Source organism: Octadecabacter dasysiphoniae, assembly GCF_021532615.1.
Classification (GTDB): Bacteria; Pseudomonadota; Alphaproteobacteria; order Rhodobacterales; family Rhodobacteraceae; genus Octadecabacter; species Octadecabacter dasysiphoniae.
Genome location: NZ_JAKGAQ010000002.1, coordinates 998,331 through 1,012,258 on the forward strand (window position 1 = coordinate 998,331; position 13,928 = coordinate 1,012,258).

The following is a 13,928-nucleotide window of genomic DNA, read 5'->3' on the forward strand; positions in this document are numbered from 1 at the left end:
CGGAATTGGTCCGTTAATATCGTGGTCTCTAGTGGGGTTTTTCGCCTTTGCCAAGTTTGTGAGTTGCGCGAAGCTGCACAAAGCATACCTATGTGACGCGAACACGTCGGGAAGGATCATTTTGGGAATGAAGTCGCTCATTGCGTCTCTTTTGGTTGGCATGGTGTGGATGACATCCGCCCAGGCGCAGAATGTGCGCGTCGATGCGACGTTTGCACAGGCCAATGACGCGCGCGAAAACGGCGATATCGACACAGCATTGCAGCTGATCCAAACGACGGATGCGTTGCACCGCGATCTGTTCACATGGATGCGCCTGCGCAGTGACGATGGCACGTTCCCCGAAATGATCGATTTTCTTACGACGCGATCGGATTGGCCCGGTTTGTCCCGCATCCGCGCCCGTGTTGAACGGCGCATGGCCGAAGAAATGACACCGGATGAAATTCTGATCTTTCTTGAACAACAGGACGTTGAAACAGGCGAAGGGGCCGTGGCCTACGCCAATGCCCTGATCGCAAAGGGCCGTCAGAACGACGCAGAGGCGATGCTGATCGATATCTGGCTGAATGACACGCTGTCAGACGAAGACCACCAATCCATCCTTGATGCTTTTCCCGATGTGGTCGCACCGCACCACGCCGCCCGTGCCGATATGTTGCTGTGGCGCTGGCGCACGTCTGATGCGTCCAATGTCATCCCGTTGGTGGACGAAGGCCGACAAGCCCTGTTTCGCGCACGCAGCGCGATCATCAACCGCGACAGCGATGTCATCGCCCGCGAAGACCTCGTGCCGGATCGCCTCGCTGATGATGCGGGCCTGCATTATGATCGCTTTAACTGGTTCGCCGATCGCGGGGACTGGACCCAAGCCACCGCAATCTTAAGCGACCGTTCGCAAAATGCTGAAACGCTGGGTGAACCGTGGCGCTGGGGTTCTTGGCGGCGCATTCTTGCGCGCTGGCAGATGCGCGAAGGCAACATCGCGGTCGCCTATCGCCTCGCGGCGCTGCACTTCATCGAACCCGATCAAAACAACTACAGCGATCTGGAATGGCTCGCGGGTTATATCGCGCTGACCTACCTCAAAGAATACGACGCGGCGTTGGTGCACTTCAGCCGCTTTGACGCCTCTGTCACCTCCCCCATTTCCAAAGGGCGGGCAGGCTATTGGCTGGGCCGCACCTATGAAGGTCTGGGCAATGCCGCCGCCGCGGTTGAGGCCTTTGCCGCTGGCGCAGATCATCAAACGTCATTCTACGGACTGCTCAGCGCGGAAAAGCTGGGCCTGACGATGGACCCAGACATCTCGGGGGGCGAATCCTTTGGTGACTGGCGCACCAGTTCCGTTCTGGAAAATGACCTCGTGCGTGCGGGCCTCGCGTTGCTGGACGCTGGCGAACGCGGCCTTGCCGTTCTGTTCTTCGCGCAAGCGGCTGAAACCATGTCACGCCAGCAAATCGGGCAGCTTGGCCAGTTGTTCATGGATATCGAAGAACCGTTCTATGCGGTCCTGATCGCCAAAACTGCGGTGCGAACGGGCGAATTGGTGCAGGATGTTTACTTTCCGATCCACCCCATGGCCGAACTGGATTTGCCGGTCGAACCCGCGCTCGCCCTCGCGATTGCGCGTCAGGAATCCGAATTTCGCACAGACGCAGGCAGCAGCGTTGGTGCGCTGGGCTTGATGCAACTGATGCCCGCAACCGCACAAGATGTGGCGCGCTGGCTGGACCGTCCCTACAGCCGTGGGCGCCTGACCTCCGATTGGGAATATAACGCGGCCCTCGGGTCCGAATACCTCGCGTATCTGACACGTGAATTTGGCGACAGCCCTGTGATGATCGCCGCTGGATATAACGCGGGGCCCAGCCGTCCGAAATCCTGGATGACGGATCGCGGCGATCCGCGCCGCAGCTTTACCAATCCAGATCCCGTCGACGTCGTGGATTGGATCGAACACATCCCGTTTCGTGAAACCCGCAACTACGTCATGCGCGTCACCGAAGGCATCCCCGTCTATCGCGCACGCCTGACGGGCCGGATCGCACCCGTTAACTTCACCGATATCCTGATCGGCGCGGCCCCTGTGGTGCGCCCCGTCGCGCGCCCTGATCGCGTCCAGCAGGCGGTGATAAACGCCACGCCGCCCGTGCGCCGCGCCAACGAACTCGCGCCATCTGCGCCCAGCGGCCCGCAACCCACCCGCCCTGTGGCCCGCGCAGGCGACTAGCCGTTGCGCCGTGCGCGCCACAACGTGAATATCCCCGCCGCCACGACAAGACCCGCCCCGATGGCGACATTCAGTTCCAGCGTTTCGCGGAAAACCAGAAGACCAATCACACTCGCGAAGACCAGCTGAAGATAGGCGAACGGCTGCACCGCGCTGGCTTCGGCCACTTCGTAGGTCTTGATCAGCAACCAATGCCCCGACGCGCCCGTAATGCACAGCGCGCCCATCCAGACCCAATCGTTGCCGATCATCGGTTCCCAATGCCACAAACCCAGCGGCGTCATCGCGACAGCCCCCACGACGCCTGTCCAGAAAAACGACGTCGCGGTGGTGTCACGGCGCGCGGCATACCGCGTCAGCAATCCATAAAGCGCGAACATAAACGCGGCGAGCAGCGGAATCGCTGCCGCAGGGCTGAACACCGCCACACCGGGTTGCAAAATAATCAACACCCCGATGAACCCCACGCCAATCGCGCTCCATCGTCGCCAACCGACCTGTTCGCCCAAAACAGGGCCGGACAGCGCTGCGACAAGCAGCGGATAACACGTAAAAATCGCATGGCTTTCAATCAGCCCAAGATAAACGAACGCGGCCACCATGACGCAAATTTCAGCCGCCAAAAGTAGCCCGCGAAAGATTTGCAGCAGTGGCTGTGACGTCGCCGCGGCATTGCGCACTGATCCCGCCTGCCGTCGTGCAATCGCGATAACGAAAGCCGCGAAAAACCAATAGCGGATCGTCACAATCATCATGACGTTATATTCAGAGGCCAGATGCGTGCTGATCCCGTCCTGCACGGCAAACACAAACGTCGTCGCGATCATTAACCCAATGCCAAGCCGTGTGTTCTCAGCGGTCATAGCGTGCCCCGCGTCATGTGGCGCTTGCGCCCAAAGCCTGCGACCCGTTCCACCCCAAATCCCGCCGCCTCAAGCCCTCGCCGCACGAATCCGGCTGCCGTATACGTCGCGACAGTGCCGCCCTTGGCCGTGTGTGCCGCAATCGCCCCCATAAGGTCAGCGCCCCATAATTCGGGGTTCTTGGCGGGCGAAAACCCGTCCAGAAACCACGCATCCGCGTGCCCGCCCCAGTCCGGCAAGGTGGCCCGCGCATCACCAATCACGACACGCAATTCAAAATCCGGCCCGTCAAGGCGCGTGGGAAATTCAGCCCCGAAAACCGCAGTTGGCAGATCTTCAAATACCGACAACGCGCGGTGCATTTCGTCGATGTCCATCGGGAAGGCCTCAAAGCTGGTGAATTTCAAAACACCTTGCGCACCGCTGGCCCGCCACGCGGCCAGCGTCACCAGAAAATTCAACCCCGTGCCGAACCCCAGTTCCGCCACATGAAACCCGTCACGAAACCGCGCGGGAAGGTCATTTCCCTCCAAGAACACATGGCGCGTTTCGGCAACGCCGTCGTCCAATGAATAGTACGGATCATCAAATCGCACAGACACAGGCACGCCCGTTTCGCGCCATTCCAATTCCGCCCGCTGGTCTGTCATGCTCAGGTGTCCTATCTGGTCAGGGGGACACTGAAAGAAGGCGGCAGCGATGGCAACGGTAGACGTCACAGTACGGGGGGCAGGGGCGTTTGGCCTAAGCGTCGCGTGGGCTTGTATTCAGGCGGGCGCGACCGTGCGCGTGATTGATCCGAACGGCGTGGCATCTGGTGCATCCGGCGGGATCGTCGGCGCGCTGGCACCCCACGTGCCCGAACAATGGAACCCCAAAAAGGCGTTTCAATTGGAAAGCCTCTTGATGGCGGAAAGCTGGTGGGCACAGGTTGAGGACGCAGGCGGCGCCGCGTCCGGTTATGCCCGCACGGGCCGTTTGCAACCTATCGTGGATGACGCAGCGCTTGCCTTGGCCAAGGACCGGGGGCAAGGGGCCAGAACCCTCTGGCAGGGCCGCGCAATCTGGGAAGTCGTGACAGCATCGAGCGATTTCGCACCTGCATCCCCCACCGGGCTTCTAATCCACGACACACTGTCCGCACGCCTGCATCCCGCCCAAGCCTGTGCTGCCTTAGCTGCCGCCATCACCGCACGCGGCGGGCAGATCGCAACAGACGGACCCGACGAAGGCCACGTTGTCTGGGCAACAGGATGGGAAGGATTGAACGCGCTGACAGCGGATCACACCCGCATGGTCGGCGCTGGCATCAAAGGACAGGCTGTTCTGCTTGAATATGACGCCAGAACCGCCCCGCAATTGTTTGTCGATGGACTGCACATCATCCCCCACGCAGATGGAACAACCGCCATCGGGTCCACCACCGAACGGGACTTCGATGACCCGACCAGCACCGACAATCAATGCGACGCGCTGCTGGAAAAAGCCCGCACCGCCATTCCGGTGCTCGCAGACGCGCCAGAGATCAAACGCTGGGCGGGTGTGCGCCCAAGATCGCGCACCCGCGCGCCGATGTTGGGCAAGCATCCGTTTCGGACAGGTGAATTCATCGCCAATGGCGGGTTCAAAATCGGCTTTGGCATGGCCCCGCTGGCGGCTGAACAACTGTCCCGCCTGATCCTGACGGGGGAAAACCTCATCCCGCCGGACTTTGATCCCAGCGCCAGCCTTTAGCGCATCACCGCTTCCATGCATTGTTCGCCATTCGGGCCGCGCACCCAGGCGGTGCCGTCGTTCCAGCACAACGTCGCATCGTGGGGCAGGGTCAATGGCGCCGTTGCGCGGTAGCTGACTTCGGTCAACGGTTTGCCCAACTGGCGCGCGCCCATCAGCATCAGGTGTTGGGCCAACAACGGGCCGTGCACGACAAGGTCTTCGTATTTTTCCACCCGTTTCGCGTAGGGACGATCATAATGAATACGGTGCCCGTTCATGCTCAGCGCGGAATAGCGAAACAGCAATGTGTTGTTAAACGACACAGTTTTGGCGTGGGTTTCATCGGTTCGCGCCACTGGGCGTTCGGGCTTTGGGCCGCCTTCGCTGCGGTACACCAAATCCTGCCATTCGCTCAGCACGCCCGTGCCGCGTTGGCGAATATCATGGCGAATGCGCACGAACGCCAAAGGGCCGGATCGCCCGTCTTTGCGCGTCACGCTTTCGATCACGGATGTCTTTTCCGCCTTCACCCCGGCCAGCAACGGGCCATGAAACAAAACGCGCCCGGCGGCCCACATCCGCCGCGGCAACCCCATGTCAGGCACGAACCCGCCAAGGGTTGGGTGCCCGTCCCGTCCAAGGTTTTCGGGCGGCTGTGGATCCCAAAAATAGATGTGATGAAAGAACGGCGGCAACGGGCTGCCTGCCTCAACGCTCACGTTCAATCCCAACGCCGCTTGCAATGCAGTCGCGCGGGCCGGATCCATCACATCGTTCAGGATTTGAGATTGGGAGTGTGTTTGTGTCATGGTCGCAATGCTGAACCATGCCACCGGAGCCCGCAAGTGCCACGCCTCACATCTCTCGATCATATCGTGCTTACCGTTGCGTCGATTGAGGCCACAACGCAATTCTACGGCACCGTCCTTGGGATGATTGTCGAAACCTTCACCCCGTTCGATGGCACGTGTCGCACCGCGCTGAAATTCGGGGTCCAAAAAATCAACCTGCACCGCGCGGGTGCGGAATTCGAACCAAAGGCACGAACCGCAACACCGGGCAGCGCCGACCTTTGCTTTCTCAGTGACACGTCCTTGAACGATTGGACCAAACATCTGGCAGCCCAAAACATCGACATCGAAGACGGCCCCATCGCCCGCACAGGGGCCACGGGGCCGATCCATTCGATTTATATTCGCGACCCCGACGGGAACCTCATCGAAATCGCAAACCTGACTTAGGCCGCCTTCAGCGCCGCCATCAATTCATCGACATTCTTTTGATTATGGGGGCTGACCAACATACCTTCATCGTCAAACGCCTCATAGCTCGCCGCGACCAGCACCTCGGGCCCTTGCAAGATCAACGGGCGGAACGGCATCATGCAATGGCGCAGTGCAAATTGTGTGCGTTCCCCGCCTGCACGCCCCGCCGTGGCTGACATGATCGCGACAGGCTTGCCCGCCCACGGCGCGCCTTCTGTGCGGCTGACCCAATCCAGCGCGTTCTTCAACACGCCCGAGATCGATTTGTTGTACTCCGGCGTTGAAATCACAACGGCCTGCGCACCGGCAATCTGATCGGCCAATGCCTGCACGTCCGCAGGAATGCCGCTTTCGGCCTCAAGGTCACCATCATACAGCGGCAGGCGCAAATTCCCGATCTGAAAATCCCCCCCGAAAGACGCAGCCGCCGCGCGGATCAGTTTTGTGTTCGTGGCTTCGCGGCGCAATGACCCGGACAGGCCCAGCAAATAAGACATGTAATTTCTCCATATATGTTCGCATCTTAAATAGAGGCTTTGCACCGCGTGACCAGTCGCGCATGGTGACTGTGCGAAAATACATAGGAGCATCCAAATGCAGCGGCACGGTGGGAAAATCTTGGTGGATCAGCTTGTGGCGCTCGGTGTGCGCCGCGTGTTCTCGGTTCCGGGGGAAAGCTTTCTTGCCGCACTGGACGGCCTTTATGACGTGGGCATCGACAATATTATCTGCCGCCAAGAAGGCGGTGTTGCGATGATGGCCGAAGCCTACGGCAAAATGACAGGCCAGCCCGGCGTTGCCTTCGTCACCCGCGGCCCCGGTGCAACGAACGCCAGCGCAGGCATTCACATCGCGATGCAGGACAGCACGCCGATGGTGTTGTTCGTTGGTCAAATTCGCGCGCAAGACCGCGACCGCGAAGCGTTCCAAGAAGTCGATTATAAGGCCATGTTCGGCGGCCTTGCCAAATGGGTGACCGAAGTAAACCAAACCGAACGTCTGCCCGAATACATCGCCCGTGCGTTCAATGTCGCGACCTCCGGCAGGCCCGGCCCCGTTGTCCTCGCATTACCAGAAGACATGCTATCGGCAATGGCCGACGTGGCCGATACCCCGGGCCCCCTCATCGAATTGGCACCGACGTTTTCCAGCGTCGCACAAGACGCGCTGCACTGGCTGTCGGGGTTTGATCGCCCCCTTGTCGTGGTGGGTGGTCCGCACTGGTCAGCGCAGGCCGCCACCGACCTCGCGGCGTTTGCACAAACCCAAAACCTGCCCGTCGCGCTGGGCTTTCGCCGTCAGGATTACCTCGACAATCGCCACCTCAATTACGTCGGTGATTTGAATGTCGGCATAAACCCGAAGCTGGCCCAACGTGTGCGTGATGCTGATGCGTTGCTGGTGATCGGGTCGCGACTGGGTGACATCGAAACCCAAGGCTACACGCTGGTCGATCCCGCCGATCCCCATTGCGCCATCCTGCATGTTCATGCCGACCCGGGCGAACATGGCCACGTCTACCACCCCGATGTTGCCGTCACTGCAGATGCGGTGTCGTTCACGCGCGCACTATCGCGTCTGCCCGCTTGTGGCACCGATTGGGCGGACTGGACCAAAGCCGCCCGCGCTGATTATGACGCTTGGAAAACACCCCAAGACACCCCCGGCGATGTGAAGCTTGAACAGGTCATTGCGTGGTTGTCCGATAACCTGCCCGATGATGCAATTCTGACAAATGGCGCGGGCAACTACGCCGCCTTCCTGCACCGCTATTTCGTGTTCAAAGGGCACGGCACACAACTCGCCCCGACGTCTGGCTCTATGGGCTACGGATTTCCCGCCGCGATTTCGGCCAGCCTTGAACACCCTGATCAAACGGTTGTCTGCCTCGCGGGGGATGGGTGTTTCCAGATGACATTGAATGAAATGTCCACCGCCGCCCAACACGGCGCGACCCCGATCACCATCGTCGTCAACAATGGCCGCTATGGCACGATCCGCATGCATCAGGAAAAACACTACCCCGGGCGGGTGTCAGGCACACAGCTGACCAACCCCGATTTTGCAGCCCTCGCCCTTGCCTACGGAGGCCACGGCGAAACCGTGACGAAAACCGCTGATTTCCCGGCCGCCTTCAACCGCGCCCAAAACAGCGGCAAACACGCGGTGATCGAATTGCTGGTCAGCGAAGATGCCCTATCAACAAGCCTCACCCTCAGCGGATTGGCAGGTCCATAGGCTTCATCTAGGCCAAAAAACTCTCCCCGAAGGGCCGGTTTCAACCAGACAATTGCGCCCGCAGTCTCGCGCCAATCTCGTCAACAACCTCTTGCGTAATCGTAAGGGGCGGCGACATGCACAGCGCGTCCCCCACGGGGCGCACGATCACACCTGCGTCCCACAAACCGGCATAGGCGGCGCGGCCCGCAGTGCCGACATCCCCCTCGGCATGCAAATGCACCGCCCCGATAATCCCGCAATTGCGCACGTCCATCACCGCCGGCAAATCGGTCAGACTGTGCAACATGTCTTCCCAAGGTCCCGCCATCGTCGCGGCATTTTCAAAGATCTTACCGTCACGGTAGGCATCCAGCGTCGCAATACACGCCGCAGACGCCAGCGGATGGCCGGAATAGGTGTAACCGTGGAACAAATCCGGCATGGCCTTGGGGCCATCACGAAACGCATCACGCACCGCCGCCGTGGCCAACACGCCGCCCATCGGCACCGTCGCGTTGGTCATACCCTTGGCGCAGGTCACAAGGTCTGGCATCACGCCGAACGCCTCATATGCGAACGGGGTGCCCATCCGCCCGAACCCTGAAATCACCTCATCAAAAATCAGCAAAATCCCGTGCGTGTCGCAAATTTCGCGCAACCGCTGCAAATAGCCGACGGGCGGTGGATATACTCCGCCAGCCCCGGAAATCGGCTCAACGATACAGGCCGCAATCGTGTGTCCGCCGTGCAAATTGCACAACCGTTGCAGATCATCCGCCAGCGCGGCTCCGTGTTGCGGCAACCCGCGTGAATTCACATTCTCGGGCAACGATGTGTGCCGCAGATGCGCGACAGACGGATAAAGCGTACCAAACTGCCCCTTGTTCAGCCCCAGCCCGCCAACCGACAGCCCGCCAAAATTGATCCCGTGATAGGCCTTTTCACGCCCCACAAGCATCCGCCGCTGCCCCTCGCCACGCGCATGATGATAGGCCAGCGCGATTTTCAGCGCGGTATCCACGGCCTCGGACCCTGAATTGGTGAAAAATACATGATCAAACCCGGGCGCAAGGTCGACAACACGCGCCGCCGCCTCAAACGCAATCGGATGGCCCTGACCGAACGCATGGGCAAAATCCAACGTCGCGGCCTGTTTCTGAATGGCCGCCGTGATGCCCGGGTGATTGTGCCCCGCGTTGCAACACCACAAACCGCCGGTCCCATCAATCAACCGATGCCCGTCAACGGTGGTGTAATGAACCCCCTGCGCGCCAGCAATCAGCCGCGGGTTTTCCTTGAACATCTCGGCGGACGTGAACGGCATCCAAAAGCTATCAAGGTCATTGGGGATACGCCCCTGCGCAAGAGGCAAATCATCAGGCATGTCAGGTCTCCTTTTGAAGAACCCTACACGCCTAAAACTTTCTGCCAAGCCCAGTGTTGTGCGTTAGTGTTGGGGCGGCAAAAACGCCTCGACTGCGGCGGATGCGATCACGATGACATTGCCGTTGTCCGGGTTGGTCACATTCAACCCGCCCAGCACCGCCGTCACCGTTGCGCGCCCCCGTGGCAGTGTCGCGGCCAGCGCGTCACAATCCACTGCGTCAGGATCTTGCACACCGACGGTCACCTGCACGCGCATGGCGTCATGGCTCAGCCCCGTGGCCTCAAACAATGGAATGCTCGAATGGCGCAGCGCGTCTTCAATCGCACGGGTCGCGGCCTTGGTGTAGTCTTGGCCGTACAGATCATTGCCCATGCCCATTTCGATGATAAATCTCTGATCGCTCATGCGGGCAACTCCAACGCGACAGACAAGGCAACATTGGCGATAACCGTGGGCAAACCGTCAGGGCGCGGCACATCCAGCCCGCCTTTGACCACCGAAAATTCCAACTGCCCGTAGGGAAAAATATCCGCCAAAGCCGCAGTGTCCACGCGGTCAGGTTCCTGCACGCCAATCTCAACCGTAATCTGCATCGCCTCTTTGGGTTGGCCATAAAGCTCTGCCAGATTGATGGAATTGTGCCACAACGCATCCTGCAACGCGCGCCGCGCGGCTTGCGTATAATCCTGACGGCGCAGCGACGTGCCCATCCCGAATTCAGTCAACAGCCGTGTCATATCGATCCCTTTTCATAACCATTTTAACGCGCGCAACAGCAGGTATAACACCAGACCCAGCACCGCAGACGCAAGGCAAAGTGCTGCAAAAGCCCATTCCGCCTCAACCCCCGGCATGCCCGCGACATTGACGCCAAACAATCCTGTCAAAAACCCGAGCGGCAAGAAAATTGCAGCAATGATGCTCAGGACGTATCCGTTGCGGCCCAGCGTCGCCGCCGCCTTCGCGTCCAGATGTTCCTGCAAGGCGGCCATGCGATCCCGCTCGGCCTCCAACGCCTCCACCGTGCGTGCGGCGCGGTTGGCAGTTTCCAAAACATGTGGGGCCGTTGCGGCATCAACCAGCCTGCCCGTCGCACGGGCAAGATCAAACAACGCGTCCTTCTGTGGCCCGATAAACCGCTTCAGCTTGATCAGCGTCTGGCGCAGATCAAGAACATCTTCGCGGTCAATGACCTCATCCGCCAGAATGGCATCTTCAAGCAGATCAACGCGGTCTTCTAGGCCCAGTGACACAGTTTCAATCCGAAGCGTCAGCCCCTCGGCCACTTTGGCAAGGAACGCAGCAGGCGATGCAGGCGCTGTGCCCGAATCCGCCTGCGTGCGAATATCATCGACGGCCATGATACGGCGCCGGCGCAGGGTAATAACCCGCGTTGGCGTGGCCCAGATGCGCAAGGCAACCATGTCTTCTGGATCAGCCCCATCATTGAGATTTACGCCGCGCAGGTTAATGAGCGCACCTTCGGCAAGCTCATCGAAACGGGGCCGTGTTTCGGGCAATTGCAGCGCCACCGCGACAGCATCAGGCACCTCATTGCCCAACCAATCGGCAAGATCAACGTCCGCCAAATCCAGATGCAGCCAACGCCAGCCCGCGCCCGGCGGGTCCTGGATCGCGCAGGGTGTCGCCGTGCCATCAGCGGCAATATCGAATGCGCAAATGGGGGTTGGCCCCACGTTTAGAATTCCACGCCAATCTGCGCCTTGATCCCGCTGCGGAACGGGTGTTTGACCAGCTCCATCTCTGTGACAAGATCAGCAATCTCGATCAGGTCGGCATGGGCGTTGCGCCCCGTCAGCACGACGTGTGTCATCTCGGGCTTTTCCTCAACCAGAAATTCGACGACGTCGGCAATCGGCACGTAATCATAGCGGATCGCGATGTTGATTTCGTCCAGCAGCACCATGGAATTGCTTTCATCGCGGATCAGCTCTTTCGCCTTTTCCCACGCGGCCAGCGCCATTTCCGTGTCGCGCGTTTTGTCTTGCGTTTCCCAGGTAAACCCTTCGCCCATGGTGTGGAACGCACATTCATCCGCAAACTTATCAAGGATCAAATCCCGTTCACCCGTGGACATCCCGCCCTTGATGAACTGCACAACACCGCATTTCATCCCATGCGCGATATGGCGGAAAATCATCCCGAACGCGGCGGATGATTTGCCCTTTCCCTTGCCGGTATGAACAATCACCAGACCCTTTTTGTCGGTCTTGGTCGCCATGATCTTATCGCGCGCGGCCTTCTTCTTGGCCATTTTCATTGCGTGGCGGTCTGCATCTTCGCTCATCTCGTGGCCTCTTTCGTATAAAGGAATTGTTAACTCTGATCTGAAAGGAAGGTTAACAGACCCTTAGGAGTGTTGGAATGAAATTTAGGACGGCATCAGCCCTTATCTGCGCCGTGACAGTGGCCGCATGCGACACCCCGTCACCAGAATTTCGCAACGTTCCCGCGCAGGTCGTCACCGTCGGGCAAAGCGTGTTCGAAGTCCGCCGCAAGGGCACAACGGTCGAACTTTTGCGCACCAACGCTGAATACGCGCCAACCTTCGCCAGCATTATCCCCCGCGCCGCGCAGGCCGTTCAAATGGCCACAGGCTGCACCGCCCGCCCGCAATCTTGGACGGGCGAACAGACGTTGATGCAGGTCGAAGTCGACTGCCCCGATACCTGATCAGCGCAGTTGGACAATGATCTGGTTGTAGCCGAAATCATCGTTCAGATTGTCGCGGTTCGCCTCATTGACGGCACCAATGATGATCGCACCCAGCAAACCCGTTCCAGCGGCAGACGCATTGCGCTGTTGCGCGGTCATATTCACGACGCTGGACGTAACGGACCCGGACGTTTCCGGTGTCGTGCAGCGCACAAACAACGCAGGCGAATTCGGCCCGTAATCAGGCACGATCAGGTTCGCAGGTGTCGTGAACGATGCCTTGTACACGCCAGAATCCAGCGAACACGGAACGCCCGAAATCTCGCCGCGGCCACCTTCGCTTAGCGGTCCAAACGTGCGGATCGCGACTGTATTTTGTCCACGAAACGCCGGCACCGGATTCCCGCGTGCCCGCTGGCGCGCATAGACATCAAGACCAACAGCATTGCTGGCGACGTTCGGCGTGACCGTAATTGGTGGTTGAGTGATTTCCGCTTGCGCACAGCCCAGCAATGTACCGGCCAAGACGGCAAGCCCCAAGAATTTCTGAATTTTCATAAATAGTTACCTTCTACTTCCCAAGTCAGACCGTAGCGGACACCACCCCAGATTCGCAACCTTGAGGGGAGTCTAATTGCTTTGGCGCAGATCCAGCCCGCCCTCTTAGAAATCAAAACGGTTAACGATTGCTTCCCAGACGCGATCCTTCCTGCAAAGATGGCCCAAGCCAACAGCACAAAAGGGGCGTATTATGTTTTTTCTCGTTTGGGGATCACGCGGTCGCAACAAAGAAATCGGCGCGGGGGAATTCTATTGTCCCGATTGCGATGATCACCGCGGTTACAAAAAGATCGCCGTGACCCGTTGGTTCACCTTGTACTGGATTCCGATTTTCCCGATGGGCAAACCGGTTGGCGAATACGTTGAATGCGGCACTTGCAAATCCACCTTCAACGAACGCGTTTTGTCTATGGACCCCAAAGCCGCCGCCGAAAAATTCGAAGCCGCGTTTTCAATTGCAGCCAAGCGGGTGATGTTCAAAATGGCGCTGGCCGACGGCGAAATCGACCAATCCGAAATCGATACAATCACCCAAGCCTTCGCCAATATCGCCAAGCGTGAAATTGACCCCGCCGACATCGCCGCCGAACTCGAGGCCGCCAAGGATGATCCGCGCCCCGTGGCCGATTACCTGCGCGAAGTGGCCCCCGGCATGAACGACACGGGCAAAGAACTCGTGCTGCGCTCCGCCATTGCCGTGGCCAAAGCAGACGGCCACATCGACGACAGCGAAATTGCGGAAATGCACGACCTCGCCTTCGCGCTTGATCTGCCCAAGGCCTATGCAAACGGCATCTTCATGGAAGAAGGCGTCACCCAGATCACCAAACGCGCGGCATAGTCAGTGAAGGTAGGTGAACGCGCCGCCCATGACTGCCGTTAAGGTTGAGGGGGAAATTATCGGTTTTTCCCCCTATTGATCCGGCCCTGAATTGACGACCCTGTCATCGAGGGGGGCCGGGCAATGCGTGTATTTTCATTAGTGCTTTTGTTGTTGTACCTCGGCG

16 protein-coding genes are annotated in these 13,928 nt (G+C 59.3%); 6 read left to right on the forward strand and 10 right to left on the reverse strand.

The window, feature by feature from the left end; translation table 11 throughout:
- Nucleotides 1-127: 127 nt before the first annotated feature.
- Complete coding sequence (locus L0664_RS11905) at nucleotides 128-2,233, forward strand: lytic transglycosylase domain-containing protein (RefSeq protein ID WP_235226068.1); 2,106 nt, start codon at nucleotides 128-130, stop codon at nucleotides 2,231-2,233.
- Here L0664_RS11905 and L0664_RS11910 read toward each other — a convergent pair.
- Both L0664_RS11910 and mnmC2 read right to left on the reverse strand, forming a co-directional pair.
- Nucleotides 2,230-3,096 (reverse strand): DMT family transporter, encoded by an 867-nt coding sequence (locus tag L0664_RS11910; protein WP_235226069.1) that lies wholly within the window; start codon nucleotides 3,094-3,096, stop codon nucleotides 2,230-2,232. The two genes, L0664_RS11905 and L0664_RS11910, sit on opposite strands and share 4 nt — an antisense overlap.
- Entirely contained in the window at nucleotides 3,093-3,746 is a 654-nt protein-coding gene (gene mnmC2 / locus L0664_RS11915; RefSeq protein ID WP_235226070.1) for a tRNA (5-methylaminomethyl-2-thiouridine)(34)-methyltransferase MnmC2, read from the reverse strand. Before mnmC2 ends, L0664_RS11910 begins: the two co-directional genes overlap by 4 nt.
- Before the next feature lie 49 nt (nucleotides 3,747-3,795).
- On the opposite strand from mnmC2, the gene L0664_RS11920 reads away from it, so the two are divergent.
- Nucleotides 3,796-4,830: an NAD(P)/FAD-dependent oxidoreductase gene (locus L0664_RS11920; RefSeq protein WP_235226071.1), complete on the forward strand. Its 1,035-nt coding sequence runs from the start codon at nucleotides 3,796-3,798 to the stop codon at nucleotides 4,828-4,830.
- Here the strand turns inward: L0664_RS11920 and L0664_RS11925 are convergent.
- On the reverse strand, nucleotides 4,827-5,621 hold the full coding sequence (locus tag L0664_RS11925) for an HTD2 family dehydratase (RefSeq protein ID WP_235226072.1): 795 nt from the start codon (nucleotides 5,619-5,621) through the stop codon (nucleotides 4,827-4,829). The genes L0664_RS11920 and L0664_RS11925 overlap by 4 nt on opposite strands.
- A 36-nt stretch (nucleotides 5,622-5,657) precedes the next feature.
- On the opposite strand from L0664_RS11925, the gene L0664_RS11930 reads away from it, so the two are divergent.
- Complete coding sequence (locus L0664_RS11930; protein WP_235226073.1) at nucleotides 5,658-6,053, forward strand: VOC family protein; 396 nt, start codon at nucleotides 5,658-5,660, stop codon at nucleotides 6,051-6,053.
- On the opposite strand, the gene L0664_RS11935 is transcribed toward L0664_RS11930, so the two are convergent.
- A complete protein-coding gene (locus L0664_RS11935) occupies nucleotides 6,050-6,574 on the reverse strand; it encodes an NADPH-dependent FMN reductase (protein WP_235226074.1) in 525 nt (174 codons plus the stop codon). The two genes, L0664_RS11930 and L0664_RS11935, sit on opposite strands and share 4 nt — an antisense overlap.
- Nucleotides 6,575-6,671: 97 nt before the next feature.
- Between L0664_RS11935 and L0664_RS11940 the strand changes: the two genes are divergently transcribed.
- Nucleotides 6,672-8,315, forward strand: coding sequence for a thiamine pyrophosphate-binding protein (locus tag L0664_RS11940; RefSeq protein WP_235226075.1), 1,644 nt, complete (start codon nucleotides 6,672-6,674; stop codon nucleotides 8,313-8,315).
- 40 nt (nucleotides 8,316-8,355) lie between these two features.
- Here L0664_RS11940 and aptA read toward each other — a convergent pair whose 3' ends face one another.
- The 5 genes from aptA to cobO all read right to left on the reverse strand — a co-directional run bounded on the left by aptA (nucleotide 8,356) and on the right by cobO (nucleotide 11,992).
- Nucleotides 8,356-9,681 (reverse strand): omega-aminotransferase AptA, encoded by a 1,326-nt coding sequence (gene aptA, locus L0664_RS11945; protein ID WP_235226076.1) that lies wholly within the window; start codon nucleotides 9,679-9,681, stop codon nucleotides 8,356-8,358.
- A 63-nt stretch (nucleotides 9,682-9,744) separates the two neighbouring features.
- Complete coding sequence (locus L0664_RS11950; protein WP_235226077.1) at nucleotides 9,745-10,089, reverse strand: Lin0512 family protein; 345 nt, start codon at nucleotides 10,087-10,089, stop codon at nucleotides 9,745-9,747.
- Entirely contained in the window at nucleotides 10,086-10,421 is a 336-nt protein-coding gene (locus L0664_RS11955; protein ID WP_235226078.1) for a Lin0512 family protein, read from the reverse strand. The genes L0664_RS11950 and L0664_RS11955 overlap by 4 nt, the downstream gene beginning before the upstream one ends.
- A 12-nt stretch (nucleotides 10,422-10,433) precedes the next feature.
- Nucleotides 10,434-11,381: a zinc transporter ZntB gene (locus L0664_RS11960; protein WP_235226079.1), complete on the reverse strand. Its 948-nt coding sequence runs from the start codon at nucleotides 11,379-11,381 to the stop codon at nucleotides 10,434-10,436.
- Nucleotides 11,382-11,383: 2 nt separating this feature from the next.
- Nucleotides 11,384-11,992, reverse strand: coding sequence for a cob(I)yrinic acid a,c-diamide adenosyltransferase (gene cobO, locus L0664_RS11965; protein ID WP_235226080.1), 609 nt, complete (start codon nucleotides 11,990-11,992; stop codon nucleotides 11,384-11,386).
- Between the two features lie 77 nt (nucleotides 11,993-12,069).
- Here cobO and L0664_RS11970 point away from each other — a divergent pair, with 77 nt between their 5' ends.
- Nucleotides 12,070-12,378: a hypothetical protein gene (locus tag L0664_RS11970; protein WP_235226081.1), complete on the forward strand. Its 309-nt coding sequence runs from the start codon at nucleotides 12,070-12,072 to the stop codon at nucleotides 12,376-12,378.
- Here L0664_RS11970 and L0664_RS11975 read toward each other — a convergent pair whose 3' ends face one another.
- The gene (locus tag L0664_RS11975) at nucleotides 12,379-12,918 is read right to left on the reverse strand and encodes a hypothetical protein (protein WP_235226082.1); all 540 of its coding nucleotides are present in this window, start codon (nucleotides 12,916-12,918) and stop codon (nucleotides 12,379-12,381) included.
- A gap of 193 nt (nucleotides 12,919-13,111) precedes the next feature.
- Between L0664_RS11975 and L0664_RS11980 the strand changes: the two genes are divergently transcribed.
- Nucleotides 13,112-13,762, forward strand: a complete 651-nt coding sequence (locus L0664_RS11980) for a tellurite resistance TerB family protein (protein ID WP_235226083.1) — start codon at nucleotides 13,112-13,114, stop codon at nucleotides 13,760-13,762.
- Nucleotides 13,763-13,928 lie beyond the last annotated feature (166 nt).

Bases quoted from the DNA above. Each gene is read 5' to 3' on its own strand.
- cobO (WP_235226080.1), bottom strand. From the start codon at position 11,992: ATGAGCGAAGATGCAGACCGCCACGCAATGAAAATGGCCAAGAAGAAG.
- L0664_RS11955 (WP_235226078.1), bottom strand. From the start codon at position 10,421: ATGACACGGCTGTTGACTGAATTCGGGATGGGCACGTCGCTGCGCCGT.
- L0664_RS11920 (WP_235226071.1), top strand. From the start codon at position 3,796: ATGGCAACGGTAGACGTCACAGTACGGGGGGCAGGGGCGTTTGGCCTA.
- L0664_RS11940 (WP_235226075.1), top strand. From the start codon at position 6,672: ATGCAGCGGCACGGTGGGAAAATCTTGGTGGATCAGCTTGTGGCGCTC.
- L0664_RS11905 (WP_235226068.1), top strand. From the start codon at position 128: ATGAAGTCGCTCATTGCGTCTCTTTTGGTTGGCATGGTGTGGATGACA.
- L0664_RS11980 (WP_235226083.1), top strand. From the start codon at position 13,112: ATGTTTTTTCTCGTTTGGGGATCACGCGGTCGCAACAAAGAAATCGGC.
- mnmC2 (WP_235226070.1), bottom strand. From the start codon at position 3,746: ATGACAGACCAGCGGGCGGAATTGGAATGGCGCGAAACGGGCGTGCCT.
- L0664_RS11935 (WP_235226074.1), bottom strand. From the start codon at position 6,574: ATGTCTTATTTGCTGGGCCTGTCCGGGTCATTGCGCCGCGAAGCCACG.
- L0664_RS11970 (WP_235226081.1), top strand. From the start codon at position 12,070: ATGAAATTTAGGACGGCATCAGCCCTTATCTGCGCCGTGACAGTGGCC.
- L0664_RS11925 (WP_235226072.1), bottom strand. From the start codon at position 5,621: ATGACACAAACACACTCCCAATCTCAAATCCTGAACGATGTGATGGAT.
- aptA (WP_235226076.1), bottom strand. From the start codon at position 9,681: ATGCCTGATGATTTGCCTCTTGCGCAGGGGCGTATCCCCAATGACCTT.
- L0664_RS11950 (WP_235226077.1), bottom strand. From the start codon at position 10,089: ATGAGCGATCAGAGATTTATCATCGAAATGGGCATGGGCAATGATCTG.
- L0664_RS11910 (WP_235226069.1), bottom strand. From the start codon at position 3,096: ATGACCGCTGAGAACACACGGCTTGGCATTGGGTTAATGATCGCGACG.
- L0664_RS11975 (WP_235226082.1), bottom strand. From the start codon at position 12,918: ATGAAAATTCAGAAATTCTTGGGGCTTGCCGTCTTGGCCGGTACATTG.